Raw genomic sequence first — 19,010 nt, 5'->3', positions numbered from 1 at the left:
ACTTGATCACCATTCGTTACGGAATCCGCACATGTTTCCGGAAAGAACCCGGAACCTGCCCGTTTCTCACGTCCTCTCACTGGGTGACCGCGACAGGACGTGAGAATCGGGGAAGCGATGCGCTCTCTCACCCGCAGGGGAATGCTCGGGCTCGGGGCGGGCGCCGCGGCGGCCGTCGGACTGGCGGGCTGCGGCTCCCACACCTCCACGGACGGTTCCGGGGCCGGTGCCGGTTCCGGCCGGCGGCCCTCGCCGTCCGGGAGCACCGCGCCGCCCGCCAAGCCGATCGGCGACGGCTCCACCTCGTACACCGGCAAGCAGCCGCGCCAGCCGAAGGCCCCGGTGCCGCTGGAGCCGGGGCAGACGCCGCCGCAGTTCGTCGTCTTCTCCTGGGACGGGGCCGGTGAGGTCGGCAACGGCCTCTTCCCGCGCTTCCTCGACCTCGCCGAGGAGCACGGCGCGCACATGACCTTCTTCCTCTCCGGGCTCTATCTGCTCCCCGAGTCCAAGAAGCGCCTCTACGACCCGCCGAACAACCGCCGAGGCGCCTCCGACATCGGCTACCTCACCGACGGCCACATCAAGGACACCTTGAAGAACGTGCGCCGGGCCTGGCTGGAGGGGCACGAGATCGGCACCCACTTCAACGGCCACTTCTGCGCGGGCTCCGGCTCGGTCGGCAACTGGACGCCGCAGCAGTGGCGCAGCGAGATCGAGCAGGCCAAGTCCTTCGTGAAGCAGTGGCGGACCAACACCGGCTGGTCCGACCTGCCGTCGCTGCCCTTCGACTACGACAAGGAACTCGTCGGCGGCCGGACGCCCTGTCTGCTCGGGCAGGACAACCTGCTGCCCACCGCCCGCGAGCTGGGCTGGCGCTACGACGCCTCCTCGCCCGGCGGCCGTCAGGTGTGGCCGGTGAAGAAGCAGGGGATCTGGGACCTGCCGTTGCAGCAGATACCTTTCCCCGGACGTTCCTTCGAGGTGCTCTCGATGGACTACAACATGCTGGCCAACCAGTCGGTCAACTCCACCAAGGCGCCGGCCCACAACTACCCGGCGTGGCGCGAGCAGGCCGCCCAGGCATACATATCAGGCTTCAAGCGGGCATACGAGTCGAATCGGGCGCCCTTCTTCGTCGGCAACCACTTCGAGGAGTGGAACGGCGGCATCTACATGGACGCCGTCGAGGAGGCCCTGAAACACATCGCCCGGGAGCGGGACAAGGGCGGCGACATCCGGCTGGTCTCCTTCCGGCAGTTCACCGACTGGCTGGACGTGCAGCCGCCCGAGATCCTCGCCAAGCTGCGCGGGCTGGAGGTCGGGCAGGCGCCCGCGGGGGGCTGGAAGCAGCTCTGAAATGGGGGTTTTCGCCCTTGAGGGGGGCGCGCAAGATCCCCGGAACGGACATGCGAAACTTTTCACATGAGTGCCGCCAGCCGCGCCCCCCAGCGCTCGAACCGCACCACCGCCCGCGCCCGTCGCCGCGCCGCCCTGACCACCGGCGCCGCCGCCTGCGCGCTGCTCGTGTCCGCGTGCGGCTCCGGCGGAACGTCGGGCGGCGGCGGCAACACCAACTTCGTCACCAGCACGGACGGCATCGCCACGGTGGCGAAGGCCGAGCGGCACGACGCCCCCGAACTGTCCGGCGAGACCGTCGACGGCGGGCAGCTCGACGTCGACGACTACGAGGGCAAGGTCGTCGTCCTCAACGTCTGGGGCTCCTGGTGCGGTCCCTGCCGCGCCGAGGCGAAGAACTTCGAGAAGGTCTACCAGGACACCAAGGACCAGGGCGTCCAGTTCGTCGGCATCAACACCCGCGACGCCTCCGTCGGCGCGGCCCGCCGGTTCGAGGAGGAGCACGGCGTCACGTACCCGAGCCTGTACGACCCCTCGGGCAAGCTGATGCTGCGCTTCGAGAAGGGCACGCTCAACCCGCAGGCCATTCCGACCACGCTCATTCTCGACCGGGACGGAAAGATCGCCGCGCGCGCCCTCCAGGCGCTCAGCGAGGAGAAGCTGCGCAAGATGCTCGACCCGGTCCTGGCGGAGAAGTGACGTGAACGCCGTGTTCACGCTCGCCGCGGATCCCGGCGAGACGGTCAACAGCGGGGCGCTGCTGCTCGCCCTGCCGATCGCCGTCCTCGCCGGCCTCGTCTCCTTCTTCTCGCCCTGCGTGCTGCCGCTCGTCCCCGGTTACCTCTCCTACGTGACCGGCGTCACGGGAACCGATCTCGCCGAGGCCAAGCGCGGCCGGATGGCCTCCGGTGCCGCCCTCTTCGTCCTGGGCTTCACCGTCGTGTTCGTCTCCGGCGGCGCCCTGTTCGGCTACTTCGGCCAGACGCTCCAGGACTACCAGTCCACCCTGACCAGGGTGCTCGGCGTGCTCATGATCCTCATGGGCGCCTTCTTCATGGGGCTGATGCCCTGGCTCACCCAGCGCGAGTTCCGCTTCCACACCCGTCCGGCGACCGGGCTGGCGGGCGCCCCGCTGCTGGGCGCGCTGTTCGGCATCGGCTGGACGCCCTGCATCGGCCCCACCCTCGGGTCCGTGCAGGCACTGGCGTTCGAGCAGGCGACGGCCGGCCGCGGTGCCGTCCTCACCGTCGCCTACTGCCTCGGCCTCGGCGTCCCCTTCGTGCTCGCCGCGGTCGCCTTCCGCAAGGCGCTCGGCGCCTTCGGCTGGGTCAAGCGCCACTATGTGTGGGTGATGCGCATCGGCGGCACCATGATGATCGCGACCGGCCTGCTGCTGCTGACCGGCGCGTGGGACAGCCTCGTGCAGCAGATGCAGACCTGGTCCAACGGCTTCACCCCGGGAATCTGATGAGCGACACCACGACGGACACGACCCCGAAGGCCGGCGACGACCAGGACCTCGGCGCCGCCGGCTCCCAGCTGTCCACCGCGCCCGCCGAGGAGGCACCCAACCTGCCCGCGCTGGGCGTCATCGGCTGGGCCCGCTGGTTCTGGCGGCAGCTCACCTCGATGCGGGTGGCGCTGCTGCTGCTCCTGCTGCTGTCGCTGGCCGCGATCCCCGGCTCGCTGATCCCGCAGACCGGCATCGACGCCACCAAGGTCGAGGACTTCCGCGAACGGCACGAGACCCTCGCCCCGCTCTACGACAAGCTCGGCCTCTTCAACGTCTACAGCTCGGTGTGGTTCTCCGCGATCTACATCCTGCTGTTCGTCTCCCTGATCGGCTGCATCGTCCCGCGCACCTGGCAGTTCGTGGGCCAGCTGCGCGGCCGGCCGCCCGGCGCCCCGCGCCGGCTGACCCGGCTGCCCGCCCACACCGCCTGGCGCACCGAGGCCGGGCCCGAGCAGGTCCGTGAGGCCGCGCTCGCGCTGCTGAAGAAGCGCCGGTTCCGCGCCCACACCGTCGGCGACGCGGTCGCCGCCGAGAAGGGGTATCTGCGCGAGGTCGGCAACCTGCTCTTCCACATCGCGCTGATCGTGATGCTGGTCGCCTTCGGCTGGGGCCAGCTCTTCAAGTACGAGGGCAACAAGCTGATCCTGGAGGGCGACGGCTTCGCCAACACGCTCACCCAGTACGACGACTTCAAGTCCGGCAACCTGTTCACGCCCGGGGACCTGGACCCGTTCAGCTTCACCCTGAAGGACTTCCACGGCACCTACGAGCCGACCGGCCCCAACCGCGGCACGCCCCGCGTCTTCGAGGCCGAGGTCACCTACAGCGAGGGCGCCTTCGGCGACGAGAAGACCACCAAGATCGAGGTCAACGAGCCGCTGGAGATCGACGGTTCCAAGGTCTACCTGGTCAGCCACGGCTACGCGCCGGTCCTCACCGTGCGGGACGCCCGGGGGAAGGTCGTCATGGACCGCGAGGCCGTGGCCCTGCTGCCGCTCGACGCCAACGTCACCTCCTCCGGCGCCGTCAAGGTCATGGACGGCTACCGCAACGCGAAGGGCGAGCGGGAGCAGCTCGGCTTCAACGCGTTCTTCCTGCCGACGTACGGCGGCAAGGGCACCACGATGCTGTCGCAGTTCCCGGCGCTGCTCAACCCGATGCTGGCGCTGTCCGCCTACCACGGCGACCTGGGCGTGGACGCGGGCTTCCCGCAGAGCGTCTACCAGCTCGACAAGGAGAACCTGGAGGAGTTCAAGGACGCCGACGGCAACCTGTTCAAGAAGCAGCTCGCCGTCGGCGAGACCATGGAACTGCCGGGCGGCGCGGGTTCGGTGACCTTCGAGGGCGTCAAGGAATGGGCCGGCTTCCAGGTCACCCAGCAGCCCGCCAGCGGCTGGGCGCTCGCCGGCGCCGTCGCCGCCGTCCTCGGCCTCGCCGCCTCTCTGTTCATCCAGCGCCGCCGGGTGTGGGTGCGTGCCGTCGAGGGCCCGGACGGCGTCACCGTCGTCGAGATGGCCGGCCTCGGCCGCAGCGAGTCCGCCAAGGTGCCCGAGGAACTCGGCGACCTCGCCGCCGTCCTGTACCGGCAGGCGCCCGGCGCCCCCGATCCCGTACCGTCCGAGTCCGGCACGCCGTCCGGGCCCGCCACCCCCGACCCCGCATCCGCACCTGCCGAGAGGGCTGAGCAGAAGTGACTCTCGCCGACGCCACCGCCGCAGCGACCCAGCTGGCCGCCGCGACCAACGAGAACCTGGCGAACCTCAGCAACACGCTGATCTACTCCGCGATGGCGGTCTACACGCTGGCCTTCTTCGCCTACATCGCCGAGTGGACCTTCGGCAGCCGCAGCAAGGTCGGCCGTACCGCCGCCGCGCTCACCGGCAAGGCGGGCACCGGGTCCGCCGCCCCCGCGGTGACCGTGAAGAAGGCCGGCGGCACCGCCGTGCTGGAGCGTCCCGAGGTCGTCGTCCGCTCCGCGGCCGGCTCCCGTGACGTACCGGACGGGCCCGGCGCGCACGGCGGCACCGAGAAGGGCGACCTGTACGGCCGGATCGCCATCTCCCTCACGGTGCTCGCCTTCCTGCTGGAGTCCGGCGGCGTGCTCACGCGCGCGCTGTCGGTCGAGCGGGCGCCGTGGGGCAACATGTACGAGTTCAACATCACGTTCACCACGACGGCGGTCGGCGTGTACCTCGCGCTGCTCGCCCTGCGCAAGAACGTCCGCTGGCTCGGCCTGCCGCTGACCACCGTGGTCCTGCTGGACCTGGGCCTGGCGGTCACCGTCCTCTACACCGCCAGCGACCAGCTGGTCCCGGCCCTGCACTCGTACTGGCTGTACATCCACGTCTCCACGGCGATCTTCTGCGGCGCGGTGTTCTACGTGGGCGCGGTCTCCACGATCCTGTACCTCTTCAAGGACAGCTTCGAGAACAAGCTCGCGAGCGGCGGCACGCCCGGGCGCTTCGCCAACTCGGTCCTGGACCGGCTGCCGGCCGCCGCGACCCTCGACAAGATCGCCTACCGGGTCAACGCAGCCGTCTTCCCGCTGTGGACGTTCACGATCATCGCGGGCGCCATCTGGGCGGGCGACGCCTGGGGCCGCTACTGGGGCTGGGACCCCAAGGAGGTCTGGTCCTTCATCACCTGGGTCGCCTACGCCGGCTACCTGCACGCCCGCGCCACGGCCGGCTGGAAGGGCCGCAAGGCCGCCTACCTGGCCCTGATCGCCTTCGGCTGCTGGCTGTTCAACTACTACGGCGTCAACATCTTCGTCTCCGGCAAGCACTCCTACGCGGGGGTGTGACCCGGCGCGGCCACAGGGCCGCTCACCCGCCCTCCTCCAGGTACGCGTACAGCGCGCCCGCCCCGGCCAGCATGGCCCGGGTGCGGGCCGTGAGCGCCTCTTCGCGTGCCGCGATCGCCGTGCGCAGCGCCTCGCTGGTGCCCTCCCGGCGCAGACCCTGGAGCACCGGCCGGATCTGGTCCAGCGGATAGTGGCTGCGGCGCAGCGTGTGCACCACGCGCGCGTCCCGCACGTCCGCCGGGTCGTACACGCGGTAGCCCGTGCCCCGCTCCCGCCGGGGCGCCAGCAGCCCGGCCGCCTCCCACACCCTGAGCGCGGAGGTCCGTACGCCGAGCAGTCCGGCCACGTCGCCGATGCGCAGGCCGGCGCGGGGCAGCGGCGCGGGCCCCTCCCGCGCGAGCGTCTCCAGCGCCTCGCTCGCCGCCCGCAGCGACACCCGCTCCTCGTGCAGCGCGGCGTGGGCGGCGTCCACCAGCGCCAGCGCGCCCGGCAGGTCACCGTCGTGCACGGCCCGCATGATCCGCGTGGCGGACACCGGTCCGTACCCCCTCTGGAGCTTCCGGTACGCCAGCAGCGCCCGCCGGTGCCGCTCGCCGAAGACCCGGTAGCCGGACTCGGTGCGCGCGGCGGGCGGCAGGACGCCCGCGTCCTCGTAGTTGCGGATCTGCTGCGTCGACAGCCCGGCCGACCGGGCCAGGTCGACGGGGCGCAGACGGCGTGGGCGGTCGTCGGTCATCGGGGGTGAGCTTAGGGCCGGGGCGGGGCTGGTGATTTACCCGATGCCGGACGCCCGGCGGTCTCCGACACTGCGGTGACCGTCCATCCGCGACCGACCCTCGGGAGGAACCGATGCCCCATCCGCTCGCACGAGGTCCGGCGGGTCACCCGAACCCGTTACGCAGGTCATGGGCACGTCCTTCGGTGCGTCGTCTCGGCGGTCTGCTGGCCGCCCTGCTCCTGTCGGCCGTCGGACTGTCCGCCGCCCCCGCCGCGGCGGCCACGGCGCCGACCGCCACCACCTGGTACGGGCAGGTGCGCGGCACGGCCGGCGACGGCGCGCACGACTACCTCGGCATCCCCTACGCCGCCCCGCCGGTCGGCGACCGGCGGTGGAAGCCGCCGTTGCCGCCCGCCCGCTGGACCGGCGTCCGCGACGCCACCGAGCCCGGCGATCCCTGCATGCAGGGCCCCTCGTCCACCCCGTGGGGCGACCTCGCCGGACCCGGCACCCCCAGCGAGGACTGCCTCTACCTGAACGTCCACACGCCCGCCGACCGCTCACCGCTGAAGCGGCCCGTGATGGTGTGGATCCACGGCGGCGGCTTCACCGTCGGCTCCGGGGCCTTCTACGACGGCGGTGAGCTGGCCGCCCGGGGCGACGTGGTCGTCGTCACCCTCAACTACCGCCTCGGCGCCTTCGGCTACCTCGCCCATCCGGGCCTCGCCGACGAGTCCGCGCACGGCGTCTCCGGCAACTACGGGCTGCTCGACCAGCAGGCCGCCCTGCGCTGGGTGCGGGCCAACATCGCCGCGTTCGGCGGTGACCCGGGCAACGTGACGGTCTTCGGTGAGTCGGCGGGCGGCGGCAGCGTCTGCCAGCACCTGGTCTCGCCCGGGGCGCTCGGCCTGTTCGACCGCGCCATCGCCCAGTCGGGCTGCGGCTTCCCGCTGCCCGCCCAGGAGTCCCAGCAGCGCACCGGCGCCGCCTGGGCGCAGTCCCTGGGCTGCCAGGACGTGGCCTGCCTGCGGGCCCGGCCCGCCGCCGAACTCCTCGCCGCCGCACAGGCCCCCACCGCCCGCTGGGTCCCCAACGTCGACGGCCGGGTCCTGCCGAGCCAGGTGCCCGACGCCCTGGCGAGCGGACGCTTCCACCGCGTCCCCGTCCTCCAGGGGACCACCGCCGACGAGGGCCGGCTGACCGTGGCCACCACCTACGACCTGGTCGGCCGGCCACTCACCGCGGCCGGCTACCCGGCGGCCGTCCGCGCCCTGTACGGCGACCGGACCGACACGATCCTCGCCCGCTACCCGCTGTCGGAGTACGGCACCCCCGCCGAGGCCCTGGGCGCGATCCTCACCGACTCCCAGTTCGCCTGCCTCCAGTCCCGCACGGCCGCCCTGATGGCCGATCACACCCGCTCCTACCAGTACGAGTTCGCCGACCCCGACGCCATGGCCTACCTGAACCTGCCGGTGAGCTTCCCGCTCGGCGCCCCGCACGGCTCGGAGATCCGCTACGTCTTCGGCGGCGTCGACGGCACCCCGGCCCAGAACGCCCTGGCCGACAGGATGCTGGACTACTGGACCAACTTCGCCCGCACCGGCGTCCCGTACGCGACCGACGCCCCGCGCTGGCCGCGGTTCCCGAAGGTGCAGGTCCTGGCACCGGATCCGATCGCCCCGGTGACCACGTTCCCGGAATCCCACAAGTGCGACCTGTGGAACGCCTCCTGACTCACGGGCCCGGCGCCTCCAGCACCGCGTAGTCCGCGAAACAGCGGCGGTAGCGCAGGTGCCGGGTCTCCCGGGTGTGCCTGCGCTGCCACTCCTCCACCTCCTCCGGGCACGGCCACGGCCCGGAGGAGGCCCCGCAGTCCGCCTCGTCCCCCCAGACGCACCATGCCTGGTACTCGGGCTGCGCGGACGCGTCCTGCACGATCACGTACGGCACGTACCGGAACGCCCGGCGCCCGGCGTGCCGCTGCCGCTGGTGCCGGGCGAGCAGCACGTCGGCGTCGGTCTCCGCACTGCCGTCGCCCGCCGCCCGCGCCTGCGCGCGCCGCCCGGCCAGTTCCGCGCACTCGGCACAGCCGGGCACCGGTTCCGGCGGCGGACCCACGGAGACCAGCGGGTACGACGTCGACAAGCGGGCCACCGAACGGCGGTTGGCCTCCCGCACCTCGGCACTCAGATCCATGCGCATCCCTTTCGTCACTCTCGGTGTACCGAGCGTGGCTCAGGGGAATCTTGGGTGGCAACGCTTGCCGCGTGACACTCGCGCACTGTCACGGAGGGGGAACCGTGAGCCGACGCAACGCCGAGGCCGGTACGGGGGCCAGCACGGCCGCCGTGTTCGGCGAGGTGCTCAAGCACTTCCGGGAGGCGGCGGGGCTGACGCAGGAGGGACTGGCCCGCCGCATCCCGTGCGACCGCTCGCACGTGGCCCGCGTGGAGGCGGGCACGCGGGTACCGCAGGACACGTTCGCGAAGACGTGCGACGAACTGCTGGACACGGGCGGGGTGCTGGGGCGGCTGTGGGGGCGGATCGACTGGTATCCGCGGGTGGAGCATCCGGATTGGTTCCGGCGGAGGGCCGAGATGGACGCGGTGGCGGTGTCCCTGCGGGAGTACCAAGAGCGCCTGGTGCCGGGGCTGTTGCAGACGGAGCGGTACGCGAGGGCGCTGTTCGCCCGCGTCGCGCGAGGCGAGGAACTGGAGGAGCGTGTACGGGCGCGGCTGAGCCGACAGCAGCGCTTCCTGGCGGAGGGCGGTCCCTCGTACGTCGTGGTGCTGGACGAGAGCTGCTTGCGCAATGTGGTCGGGGGCGGCGACGTCATGCGTGACCAGTGCGCGGCTCTCCTGGACGTGGCGCGACGCCCCAACATCCGTATCCAGGTGGCACCGGCGAGCTATCCGGAACTGCTGCGCCCCAACGTCTCCATGTCACTGATCGAACTGCCCGGCGGGGAGCGGTGGGTGTACTCGGAGTCGCTGGACCGAGGCCATTTCACCAGCGATCCGGACGTCTACGCCCGTCATGCTCACGCCTATGATGTGCTCAGGGCGGACGCCATGTCGGCCCGCGAGACTCTCGCCCTCATCGGCGACGCGATGGAAGGGTACGGGCACCATGAGCAGCCACGAAGCCAACGCGACGACGATCTGGATCAAGAGCAGCTACAGCGGCGAGAACGGCGGCAACTGCGTCGAAATCGCCCCCGATATCCCCGGCGTCGTCCCCGTCCGCGACAGCAAGACCCCTGACGGTCCCGTCCTGGTCGTCAGCCGCTCGGCGTGGGCGGCGTTCACCGGGTCCCGGTTCCTCGGGCTGCGGTGACGCGGGCGGTCACTGAAAGGCACACCGGGGAGAAAGAACCCCACCAAGCCCCACCCCTCCCGCCCTCGGCGCGGCCTCACTCACGCGGGTGAACATCACCGGCCGGACTGGAATTCGCGGGGCCCAACTCCCTTACGCTCAGCGCAACAACCGCTGACATATGTCGGCCCCCGTCGGGGAGTAGCGATCCCCGCGAGGGCCTGACCACCGAGGAAGAGAAGAGCTTCCTGATGGGTACCCACGACCTTAGCGTGCCCCGGCGCGCCCGGTCCGCCGTTGACGGCAATCGTCACCCCTCCGGCGTGATCCACGACAACGTCCGCCACACATCCCACTTCGTGGTGGTCGGCAACCACTTGGCCCAGCACCCCGAACTCTCCCTGCTGGCGATCGGACTGGGCGTCCACATCCAGTCGGTCCGCGCGGGCACCCCCGTGGACATCAAGAGCCTGGCCGCCCGCTTCAAGGAGGGCACGGCCCGCATCGCCGCCGCCCTGCGCGAGCTGGAGGCCCACGGGTACCTGCGCCGCGAACGCGAGCGCGTTCCGGGCGGCCGCATCGTGACCCGTACCGTCTCCTGCAACCACCCGGCGGCAGCGGCCCGGCGCCGCACCGCCGTGCACCCGCACGCACCCGCCCGGGAGAACACCCCGCGCCGCGCGCCCCGCAAGCCGCGTCCCCTTCCCGCCGTACCGCAGCCCAGCCGCAAGGCCCCCGCGCTGCTCCAGCAGGCCACCGACCTCCTCGCCGGCCTGCGCGACCGCGACTCCCGCCTGCTCCTGTCGACCTGCGACACGACCCACCTGGCCCCCGGCGTCGCCGCCTGGCTGGAGCGGGACGTGCCCCCCGCGGCCGTACGCCACGCCTTGACCACCGACCTGCCACCGGAGGGAATGCGCCGCCCGGCCGCCCTCCTGGCCCATCGCCTCAGGGCCCAGTTGCCGCCACCCCCGCCGTTTCGCCCACCGGCCGCCTCACCGCCACCCCGGTACCCCCTGCGGAACTGCGACGGCTGCGACCGCGGCTTCCGCGCCCCCGAGGCCGAGCACCGCTGCCGCGACTGCCGCTCGGCGCACCCCCTCTCGCCCCAAGGCTGACCAGGAGAAACGCCCGCGATGTCCGTAGCCCCGCGCCTCAGCCGTCCCGCACGACTACCCTGGCGTCCGGAGCAGACGCCCGATGCCCTGCGAACCGCGCTCGCCGTCGTCGCCCCCGGCCGCCTCACGGAGATGCGGCAGTCGAAGGACGAGGCCTTCGCCAAGGCCGTCGAGTGGCAGTCCCTCAGCCCGGTGCGGAGCTGGGTCCTGACCTGGGCCAGGGACATCGAGATCGCTCGCCGCCCCGACCTGTCCGCCCGCCATGCCCGCGCCCGGCGTGATCTGGAACATCAGGATGCTGCCGTCGCCCAGGAAGCACTGCGGGAGTTGAGCGCGGCTCTGGACGAGGCCATGAAGGCAGTTAGAGGCGCTGCACGTGCACGGTCGGGCACCTGAGGGCTTCTGAGTCGAGAACCCTTCGAGGAGCGACGGTCGGAGAGCTGCCGTCCGTTCAGGCAGGGTTCGCGCTCACCGAGCGCCAGATGCGGTCCGGCAGGTCGCGGGCGGCGGTGTCGAGGTCGATGTCGTGGATGCCGGCCAGCCAGCGGCGGGCCACGGCGACGACCGGGCCCAGGATCAGGGCCTCGAAGAGCGGCTGGGGGAGCGGGGCCAGTTCGCCGGACTCGATGTGCGGCCGCGCCCACAGGGCGAACGCCGACACGGCGGGCTCCTGCGCCGCACGCGCCTCCCTGGCGTTGCCCATCATGCGCTCGTCGGCGTACGGGGAGTGGATGAGCAGCGCGGCTCCGGGGTGGTCGCGCACGAAGGCGATGTAAGCCCGCACCACCGCCTCGATCCCGGCGCGGGCCGTGTCCGTGGCCGTCACCGCAGTGACCAGATCGCCCAGCAGCCGGTGCGTCCAGCGCTCCGCGAGGGCGACGAGCAGGCCGTCGATGCTGCCGAAGTGGTGGTAGAGGCTGCCGAGGCTGACCCCGCTGGCCTTGGTGACCGCGCTGACGGTCACACCCTGCTTGCCCGACTCCGTGTACAGGCGCAGGGCCGCGTCGAGCAGCAGCTCGGCAGTGACCTCACCGCGTTGCTGCTTCGGGCTCATCGACGACCGTCCTCGGTGGAGCTGCTGTGCCGGGCGCCTGCCGGGCACCGTGAGCGACAGCGTAGAACACGCCTCCCGGGCCGCTGTTCCAGAAGAATTTCTAGAGCGAGTTTCTAGAAAAGCCTTCCAAACGGTGGCCTCTTGGGTCAGACTCGTGCCGGTTGCGGACCGCGTCCCCGTCCGTGCGATCCGGGGGGAGCGCACGGACGCGGGGCCGGGTCGAGGACGAGCGGGGGGCGCGTGGAGGGGCCGGAGGGTCCGGAGAGGCCGGAGCGGACGCAGGGGCCGGAGCTCGCGGGCAGCGGTGCCGAGCCGCTGGAGGAGGACGACCCGAGGCGGATCGGACCGATCCCGCTGCTCGGGCGGCTCGGCGCCGGCGGCATGGGGCGGGTGTACCTCGGCGTGCACGAGGGCCGCCACGTCGCGGTGAAGCAGGTGCTGCCGTCCGTCGTGGCCGAGGACCCCCAGTTCGTCCGCCGCTTCGGACACGAGCTGGACAACCTCGCCCGGCTGCCCGCCGAGGCGACCGCCCCGCTGCTCGCCGGTGACCGCACCGCGCGGCCCCCGTGGTTCGCCACGGCCTACGTGCCCGGCATCACCCTGCGCGAGGCCGTCGAGCTGCACGGGCCGCTGCCCGCCGACGCGCTGTGGCCGCTGCTGCGGGAGGCCGCCTCCGGGCTGGCCGCCGTGCACGCGCTGGACATGGTGCACCGGGACCTGAAGCCGTCCAACGTGATGCTGACCGCCGACGGTGCCACCCTCATCGACTTCGGTGTCGCGCGTGCCGCCGAGCAGAGCCAGGTGACCCGGACCGGCATGGTGGTGGGCACGCCCGCCTACATGTCGCCCGAACAGGCCTCGGGCGTACGGGCGTCGAGCGGCGCGGTCGACGTCTTCGCGCTGGGGTCGGTGCTGGCGTACGCCGCCTCGGGCAGGCCGCCCTTCGGCGACGAGTCCGGCCACGCCGTGCTCTACCGGATCGTGCACGAGCAGCCCGGTCTCCAGCCGCTGCGCGACCTGGACCCGGAACTCGCCGACGTCGTCGCCTCCTGCCTCGACAAGGACTACGAGGGCCGTCCCACCGCCGCCGAACTGCTCGGACTCGCCGACGCTCACGCCCCGGCCGGCGCCCCGCCGTGGCCCGAGGCCGTCGCCGCGACGCTGGCGGAACGGGCCGCCTTCGCGGCCCGGCCCCCGCGGCCCGGAGAGCTTGCTGAGCAGGAAGCCGGTCCCGCCGCGGAACGCGAGGCGGCTCCGGCGTCGACCGCCGGGCCCGCCGCGGGACCGGAGGAAGCCCCGGCGGCGGGTCCCGTACCCGACACGGCGTCCGAGGCGCCCGTGACACGGGACCCGGCACCCACCGAGGAACCGGCCTCCGGCCCCTCAGGGAAGGAGCGGTGGCGAGGGCCCCGGGTCCTGCTCGCCGTCCTTCCGGTCGTGGTCGTCACGGGCGCCACGACGCTGGCGGTCGGCCTCCTGCCCCACTCCTCCGCGCCGCGCGACGGGTCGAGCGCGGTGCCGGCCCCGGCCACCGCTCCGGCCACGGCGTCACCGGACGGCGGGCCGTCGGGGGCGGGAGCGTCCGGCCGGTCGTCGCCGCCGTCACCGGCGGCGTCCGAGGGTGAGGGCGAGGACGGCAAGGGAAAGACGGGCGGTGGTGACGGGGGGAAGGAAGGGGCAGCCGGCAAGGACGGCGGTCACGGCGGGGGCGGCGGTGGCCGGGGCCCGGTGGCAGGAGCGGGCGGCTCGGACGGGGCCGGGGCGGCGGCCGGCGGCACGGGGCAGGGCTCGGACGGCGAACCGGGCGGCTCCACTGCCTCCGGCGGCTCCGGCGGCTCCGGCGGTTCCGGCGGCTCGGGTGGCTCCGGCGGTTCAAGCGGCTCGGGCGGCACGTCCGGCGGTACCGCCTCCGGCGGCGGCACGTCGGGCAGTGGTACGTCGGGCAGTGGTACGTCGGGTGGCGGCACCGCACCCGGCACCCCCTCCACCGGCAGCCACCGCTACCGCAACGGCGACAACGGGAACTGCCTGATCTCCCTGTACAGCGCCGCGGGCCACGGCTCGTGTTCCGGCACCGCCGCGTCCTGGACCGTCCGCGGCGCACCGGACGGCGGCGTCCAGCTGGTGACCGCGGGCGGGCAGTGCCTGTACGCCAACATGCTCGGGCAGGCCGTCTTCGTGGGCCGCTGCGACAGCGGGTCCGCCTCCTGGCGGGCCGTCTCCGGCGGGGCGCTGCGGAGCGTGTCCAACGGAGGCTGCCTCGACCTCGGCACCAACGGCGGTGTCATGACGGCCGGTTGCACGGGGGCGGCGTCCCAGCGCTGGACGCGCGGCTGACGCGGCGTCGGGGCGTCGTCGGGGCCGGCCGGGGCGCGTCGCCGCCGGTCTCAGTCGCCCTTGGGCTCCTCGCCGCGTTCCTTGCGGTCGTCGTCGTCCAGCGACTTCAGGAAGTCGGGGTTGTCGTCCGGCGCCACCCACTGCCGTCCGCCCTGCCGCTGCCACCCGGCGCCGGCCGGCTGCCGCTTCTTGCCGGCGATGATCCACGAGATCGAGCCGACCAGCGGGAACAGCAGCACGAGGATCGCCCACAGCGGCTTCGGCATGTGCCGCACATCGTCGTCCTTCGTGCTGATGCAGTCGATGAACGCGTAGACGCTCAACGCCAGTGGCACGAGGAACATCAGCACCCGGAGCATGGGGCCTCTCCAGCGGAAGCGACGGGACACGGGGTCGGTACAGGGCCAGGGTAGCCGCTCGGGGATACTTGACCCCATGGCTTACGACGATCTTCGCTCCCTGCTCAGGGCTCTGGAGCGCGAGGGCGACCTCAAGCGCATCAAGGCCGAGGTCGATCCGCATCTGGAGGTCGGGGAGATCGTCGACCGGGTGAACAAGGCCGGGGGTCCCGCGCTGCTCTTCGAGAACGTGAAGGGCTCGGACCTGCCGCTGGCGATGAACGTCTTCGGCACCGACCGCCGCCTGCTCAAGGCGCTGGGCCTGAAGTCGTACGGCGAGATCTCCGACAAGATCGGCGGCCTGCTCAAGCCCGAGCTGCCGCACGGGTTCGTCGGTGTCCGGGAGGCCTTCGGCAAGCTCGGCGCGATGACCCACGTACCGCCGAAGAAGGTCAAGCCCGGTCAGGCCCCCGTCCAGGAGGTCGTGCTGACGGGCGACGACGTCGACCTCGACCGGCTCCCGGCGCTGTTCACCTGGCCCGAGGACGGCGGGTCCTTCTTCAACCTGGGCCTGACGCACACCAAGGACCCCGAGTCCGGCGTCCGCAACCTCGGGCTGTACCGGCTCCAGCGCCACGACCGGCGCACCATCGGCATGCACTGGCAGATCCACAAGGACAGCCGGAACCACTACCAGGTCGCCGCCCGGCGCGGCGAGCGGCTGCCGGTCGCCATCGCCTTCGGCTGCCCGCCCGCCGTGACCTACGCCTCCACCGCCCCGCTCCCCGGCGACATCGACGAGTACCTGTTCGCCGGCTTCCTCGCGGGCAAGCGGATCGAGATGGTCGACTGCAAGACCGTGCCGCTCCAGGTCCCGGCGCAGGCGGAAGTCGTGCTGGAGGGCTGGCTGGAGCCCGGCGAGATGCTGCCCGAGGGGCCCTTCGGCGACCACACCGGCTTCTACACCCCGCAGGAGCCCTTCCCCGCGCTGACCATCGACTGCGTGACGATGCGGAAGCGGCCGCTGCTCCAGTCGATCGTGGTCGGGCGGCCCCCGACGGAGGACGGCCCGCTGGGACGGGCGACCGAGCGGTTCTTCCTGCCCCTGCTGAAGATCATCGTCCCGGACATCGTGGACTACCACCTCCCCGAGGCCGGCGGCTTCCACAACTGCGCGATCGTCTCGATCGACAAGAAGTACCCCAAGCACGCGCAGAAGGTCATGCACGCCATCTGGGGCGCCCACATGATGTCGCTGACCAAGCTGATCGTGGTCGTCGACGCCGACTGCGACGTCCACGACCTGCACGAGGTCGCCTGGCGGGCGCTCGGCAACACCGACTACGCGCGGGACCTGACCGTCGTGGAAGGCCCCGTCGACCACCTGGACCACGCCTCGTACCAGCAGTTCTGGGGCGGCAAGGCGGGCATCGACGCCACGAAGAAGCTTCCCGAGGAGGGGTACACCCGCGACGGGGGCTGGCCGGACATGGTGCTGTCCGACCCGGAGACGGCGGCGAAGGTCGACCGCCGGTGGAAGGAGTACGGACTGTGACGTCGGCTTCCGCCGCGCTTCCGCAGCAGCCGGGGCGCACGAAGGCGTTCCTGCGCCTGGTGATGATCGAGCACTCCGTCTTCGCGCTGCCCTTCGCCTACATCGCCTCGCTCACCGCGATGTACCAGTGGGACAAGAACATCCACTGGGGCCGGCTGCTGCTGGTCACTATCGCCATGGTCGGCCTGCGCACCTTCGCGATGGCCGTCAACCGGATCATCGACCGCGAGATCGACGCCCGGAACCCGCGCACCGCCCACCGCGAACTGGTGACCGGCGCGATGTCGGTGAAGCACGCCTGGACCGGCGCGATCGTCGCCCTCGTGGTCTTCCTCGGCGCGGCGGCCCTGCTCAACCCGCTCTGCCTGGCCCTCGCGCCCGTCGCCGTCGTGCCGATGGTGGTGTACCCGTACGGCAAGCGGTTCACCAACTTCCCGCAGGCCATCCTCGGTCTCGCCCAGGCCATGGGCCCGATCGGCGGCTGGCTGGCGATCACCGGCAGCTGGTCCTGGGACGCCGTGGTCCTCGGCCTGGCCGTCGGCATCTGGATCGGCGGCTTCGACCTGATCTACGCCTGCCAGGACGTCGAGACCGACCGCCGGATCGGCGTGAAGTCGGTCCCGGCCCGCTTCGGCGTCCCGGCCGCGATCTGGGGCGCCCGCGCCTGCCACGCCGTGACCACGGCCCTGTTCGCCTGGTACGCCCTCGCCACCGGCGCCGGCGTCTTCTTCTGGCTGGGCCTGCTGATCGTCGCGGGTGCGTTCGTCTACGAGCACTCCATCGTGCGCCCCCACGACCTGTCCCGTCTGAACCGGGCGTTCTTCAGCGTCAACGGCTTCATCGGCATCGCCCTGTTCGTGTGCGCGCTGCTGGACCTGCTGGTGCGCGGGCTCACCGTGTGAGTCTCACCGTTGGGTCCGGCCGGGTGCGTCTCACCGTATGAGCGGAGTGGGCCGATCGGGCCCCCGGCGGAACACGAACGCCGCCAGGACGCCCGCCGCCAGGCCGATCAGATGGCCCTGCCAGCTCACGCCGGACTGGGTCGGGGCGAGGCCCGCCAGGATGGTGCCGCCCCAGATCGCGGCGATCACGACGCCGACCAGGACGCCGAGCGGGCGGCGCTCCACGAAGCCGCTGACCAGCAGGTAGCCGAAGAGGCCGAAGATCAGGCCGGAGGCGCCCGCGGTGTTGCTGTACCCCGGGGAGACCAGCCAGACCCCGATGCCGTCGGCCACGACGATCAGCGCGCACACCGCGAGGAACCGGCCGATGCCGCCGAGGGCCGCCAGGAAGCCGAGGACCAGCAGCGGCACGCTGTTGGCGGCCACATGGGCGAAGCCGAAGTGGACGAACGACGCGGGCACCACGTCGACCAGCTCGGACGGCACGCGCGGGACGATGCCGAAGCGGTCCAGCGCATGGCCCGAGGCCACGTCGATCAGCTCCAGCAGCCACAGCAGCGCCACCCAGGCCACCATCAGCTTGGCCGCGGTCTTAGCGCGCTCACCGCGCCCCCACTGGCGGCCCGGTCCCCGCGTGTCCGGCGTACCCGACATGTCGACCCCCACTGCGTGCGCGTCCCCTCTGGACAACGCCCGGGCACCCTTGGCCGGTTCCCACCCCTCGGCGCCGGATAGGCTCGGTGTCGTGAACCCAGTCAAGCCAGGAGAGACGCCGCGTACGCCTTGGATCGTAGGGGTGTCCGGCGCCTCCGGCACTCCGTATGCCGCCTCGGTGCTGCGCGCGCTGCTCGCCGCGGGCGAGAGCGTCGACCTGGTCGTCAGCCGGGCCTCGCGGCTCACCCTGCTCGACGAGACCGGCATCTCCTTCCGCGACGCCCACTGGCAGGAGGACCTGCGGGAGTGGCTGTCGCGGGGAGCGGACGGCAAGCCCGGCGCCTTCGACGTGGCCGACGACCTCGGCCGCGTACGGCACTGGAGCGCCGGTGACCTGGCCGCGGGGCCGTCCTCCGGCTCGTACCGCACCAAGGGCATGCTGATCGTGCCCGCCTCGACGGCGTGCGTGGCGGGGGTCGCCCTCGGCCTGTCCAAGGACCTGTTGCAGCGGGCGGCGAGCGTGACCCTGAAGGAGGGGCGCGCGCTGGTGGTGGCCGTCCGGGAGACCCCGCTGGACGGCCGGACCCTCAGACACCTGGTCGCGCTGGACGACGCGGGCGCGGCCGTGGTGCCCGCCTCACCGGCCTTCTACGCGGGGGCGACGCACATCCAGGACCTGGTGGACTTCGTCGCCGGACGCGTCCTGGACGCGGCGGGCGTCGAGCACGGCCTCTACCGGCGCTGGCGGGGGGAGCTGGGCGGCGGCTCGCGCCCCGCCTGACCTCACCGACGGGCCCACGGGCACACGTTGCGGGAAACTCTTCGACTCCTACCTACTCAGCACCTTCTCAGACCTCCTCACCGGAAGGCTTCGATCGCAATGGACGCGGTGGACAGGCAGCTCATCCAGGCCCTCAGAGAGAACGGCCGGGCCTCCTACGCGGAGCTGGGGCGCCTCGTCGGTCTGTCGGGACCCAGCGTCACCGACCGCATCAACCGGCTGGAGGCGGCCGGTGTCATCACCGGCTACCGGGCCACCGTGGACGCCGCCTCGCTGGGCCTCGGCGTCACGGCCCTGATCGGCATCTCGCTCTCCGACGCCGCCGACCACGAGGACGTGGCGCAGCGGCTGAAGGATCTCCAGGAGATCGAGGACTGCTGGTTCATCGCGGGCGACGACTCCTACATGCTCAAGGTGCGCGCGACCGACGTCGACGGCCTGGAGAAGATCATCCGCCGGCTCTCCGGGACCAAGGGCGTCTCCCGTACCCGTACCACGATCGTGCTGTCCACGAAGTGGGAGAACCGGGTCGGTGAGCTGCCCGAAGAGGTGTAGCGGGCCGG

The 19,010-nt window shown here is 72.2% G+C and carries 20 protein-coding genes; 15 read left to right on the top strand and 5 right to left on the bottom strand.

The window, feature by feature from the left end:
- The first annotated feature begins 117 nt into the window (after window positions 1–117).
- The 5 genes from ACZ45Q_RS29045 (at window position 118) to ccsB (ending at window position 5,672) form a co-directional block, all read left to right on the top strand.
- Window positions 118–1,356: a polysaccharide deacetylase family protein gene (locus tag ACZ45Q_RS29045; protein WP_468266679.1), complete on the top strand. Its 1,239-nt coding sequence runs from the start codon at window positions 118–120 to the stop codon at window positions 1,354–1,356.
- Between the two features lie 66 nt (window positions 1,357–1,422).
- Complete coding sequence (locus tag ACZ45Q_RS29040) at window positions 1,423–2,055, top strand: TlpA family protein disulfide reductase (protein WP_468266677.1); 633 nt, start codon at window positions 1,423–1,425, stop codon at window positions 2,053–2,055.
- Window position 2,056: 1 nt separating this feature from the next.
- Entirely contained in the window at window positions 2,057–2,824 is a 768-nt protein-coding gene (locus ACZ45Q_RS29035; RefSeq protein WP_468266675.1) for a cytochrome c biogenesis CcdA family protein, read from the top strand.
- Complete coding sequence (resB, locus tag ACZ45Q_RS29030) at window positions 2,824–4,563, top strand: cytochrome c biogenesis protein ResB (RefSeq protein WP_468266673.1); 1,740 nt, start codon at window positions 2,824–2,826, stop codon at window positions 4,561–4,563. Before ACZ45Q_RS29035 ends, resB begins: the two co-directional genes overlap by 1 nt.
- 92 nt (window positions 4,564–4,655) lie before the next feature.
- Window positions 4,656–5,672 carry a c-type cytochrome biogenesis protein CcsB gene (gene ccsB, locus ACZ45Q_RS29025; RefSeq protein WP_468266787.1) on the top strand — a complete coding sequence of 339 codons (1,017 nt, stop codon included), beginning with the start codon at window positions 4,656–4,658 and terminating at the stop codon, window positions 5,670–5,672.
- A gap of 22 nt (window positions 5,673–5,694) precedes the next feature.
- Here ccsB and ACZ45Q_RS29020 read toward each other — a convergent pair whose 3' ends face one another.
- A complete protein-coding gene (locus ACZ45Q_RS29020; protein WP_468266671.1) occupies window positions 5,695–6,408 on the bottom strand; it encodes a MerR family transcriptional regulator in 714 nt (237 codons plus the stop codon).
- A gap of 185 nt (window positions 6,409–6,593) precedes the next feature.
- Between ACZ45Q_RS29020 and ACZ45Q_RS29015 the strand changes: the two genes are divergently transcribed.
- Window positions 6,594–8,126 carry a carboxylesterase/lipase family protein gene (locus ACZ45Q_RS29015; RefSeq protein ID WP_468266669.1) on the top strand — a complete coding sequence of 511 codons (1,533 nt, stop codon included), beginning with the start codon at window positions 6,594–6,596 and terminating at the stop codon, window positions 8,124–8,126.
- A 1-nt stretch (window position 8,127) separates the two neighbouring features.
- On the opposite strand, the gene ACZ45Q_RS29010 is transcribed toward ACZ45Q_RS29015, so the two are convergent.
- The gene (locus ACZ45Q_RS29010) at window positions 8,128–8,589 is read right to left on the bottom strand and encodes a DUF7848 domain-containing protein (RefSeq protein WP_468266667.1); all 462 of its coding nucleotides are present in this window, start codon (window positions 8,587–8,589) and stop codon (window positions 8,128–8,130) included.
- A gap of 104 nt (window positions 8,590–8,693) precedes the next feature.
- On the opposite strand from ACZ45Q_RS29010, the gene ACZ45Q_RS29005 reads away from it, so the two are divergent.
- The 4 genes from ACZ45Q_RS29005 (at window position 8,694) to ACZ45Q_RS28990 (ending at window position 11,222) form a co-directional block, all read left to right on the top strand.
- Window positions 8,694–9,656 carry a helix-turn-helix domain-containing protein gene (locus ACZ45Q_RS29005; RefSeq protein ID WP_468266665.1) on the top strand — a complete coding sequence of 321 codons (963 nt, stop codon included), beginning with the start codon at window positions 8,694–8,696 and terminating at the stop codon, window positions 9,654–9,656.
- Window positions 9,604–9,729 carry a DUF397 domain-containing protein gene (locus tag ACZ45Q_RS29000; RefSeq protein WP_468266785.1) on the top strand — a complete coding sequence of 42 codons (126 nt, stop codon included), beginning with the start codon at window positions 9,604–9,606 and terminating at the stop codon, window positions 9,727–9,729. Before ACZ45Q_RS29005 ends, ACZ45Q_RS29000 begins: the two co-directional genes overlap by 53 nt.
- Window positions 9,730–9,959: 230 nt before the next feature.
- Window positions 9,960–10,826 carry a helix-turn-helix domain-containing protein gene (locus ACZ45Q_RS28995; RefSeq protein ID WP_468266663.1) on the top strand — a complete coding sequence of 289 codons (867 nt, stop codon included), beginning with the start codon at window positions 9,960–9,962 and terminating at the stop codon, window positions 10,824–10,826.
- A gap of 18 nt (window positions 10,827–10,844) precedes the next feature.
- Window positions 10,845–11,222 (top strand): hypothetical protein, encoded by a 378-nt coding sequence (locus ACZ45Q_RS28990; RefSeq protein WP_468266661.1) that lies wholly within the window; start codon window positions 10,845–10,847, stop codon window positions 11,220–11,222.
- A gap of 55 nt (window positions 11,223–11,277) precedes the next feature.
- Here ACZ45Q_RS28990 and ACZ45Q_RS28985 read toward each other — a convergent pair whose 3' ends face one another.
- Window positions 11,278–11,880, bottom strand: coding sequence for a TetR/AcrR family transcriptional regulator (locus ACZ45Q_RS28985; protein WP_468266659.1), 603 nt, complete (start codon window positions 11,878–11,880; stop codon window positions 11,278–11,280).
- 240 nt (window positions 11,881–12,120) lie between these two features.
- On the opposite strand from ACZ45Q_RS28985, the gene ACZ45Q_RS28980 reads away from it, so the two are divergent.
- A complete protein-coding gene (locus ACZ45Q_RS28980) occupies window positions 12,121–14,217 on the top strand; it encodes a serine/threonine-protein kinase (protein ID WP_468266656.1) in 2,097 nt (698 codons plus the stop codon).
- Window positions 14,218–14,267: 50 nt separating this feature from the next.
- On the opposite strand, the gene ACZ45Q_RS28975 is transcribed toward ACZ45Q_RS28980, so the two are convergent.
- The gene (locus ACZ45Q_RS28975; protein WP_468266654.1) at window positions 14,268–14,576 is read right to left on the bottom strand and encodes a PLD nuclease N-terminal domain-containing protein; all 309 of its coding nucleotides are present in this window, start codon (window positions 14,574–14,576) and stop codon (window positions 14,268–14,270) included.
- A 76-nt stretch (window positions 14,577–14,652) separates the two neighbouring features.
- Here ACZ45Q_RS28975 and ACZ45Q_RS28970 point away from each other — a divergent pair, with 76 nt between their 5' ends.
- Together ACZ45Q_RS28970 and mqnP are read left to right on the top strand one after the other, a co-directional pair.
- Window positions 14,653–16,110 carry a menaquinone biosynthesis decarboxylase gene (locus ACZ45Q_RS28970; protein WP_468266652.1) on the top strand — a complete coding sequence of 486 codons (1,458 nt, stop codon included), beginning with the start codon at window positions 14,653–14,655 and terminating at the stop codon, window positions 16,108–16,110.
- On the top strand, window positions 16,107–17,012 hold the full coding sequence (gene mqnP / locus ACZ45Q_RS28965) for a menaquinone biosynthesis prenyltransferase MqnP (protein WP_468266650.1): 906 nt from the start codon (window positions 16,107–16,109) through the stop codon (window positions 17,010–17,012). The genes ACZ45Q_RS28970 and mqnP overlap by 4 nt, the downstream gene beginning before the upstream one ends.
- A gap of 30 nt (window positions 17,013–17,042) precedes the next feature.
- Here mqnP and ACZ45Q_RS28960 read toward each other — a convergent pair whose 3' ends face one another.
- Entirely contained in the window at window positions 17,043–17,666 is a 624-nt protein-coding gene (locus ACZ45Q_RS28960; protein WP_468266648.1) for a rhomboid family intramembrane serine protease, read from the bottom strand.
- A gap of 91 nt (window positions 17,667–17,757) precedes the next feature.
- On the opposite strand from ACZ45Q_RS28960, the gene ACZ45Q_RS28955 reads away from it, so the two are divergent.
- On the top strand, window positions 17,758–18,447 hold the full coding sequence (locus ACZ45Q_RS28955) for a UbiX family flavin prenyltransferase (RefSeq protein WP_468266646.1): 690 nt from the start codon (window positions 17,758–17,760) through the stop codon (window positions 18,445–18,447).
- Between the two features lie 99 nt (window positions 18,448–18,546).
- Entirely contained in the window at window positions 18,547–19,002 is a 456-nt protein-coding gene (locus tag ACZ45Q_RS28950) for an Lrp/AsnC family transcriptional regulator (RefSeq protein ID WP_416525587.1), read from the top strand.
- Window positions 19,003–19,010 lie beyond the last annotated feature (8 nt).

Source organism: Streptomyces sp. NPDC031049, assembly GCF_055571015.1.
This window is presented reverse-complemented; position numbering and strand designations above follow the sequence as displayed.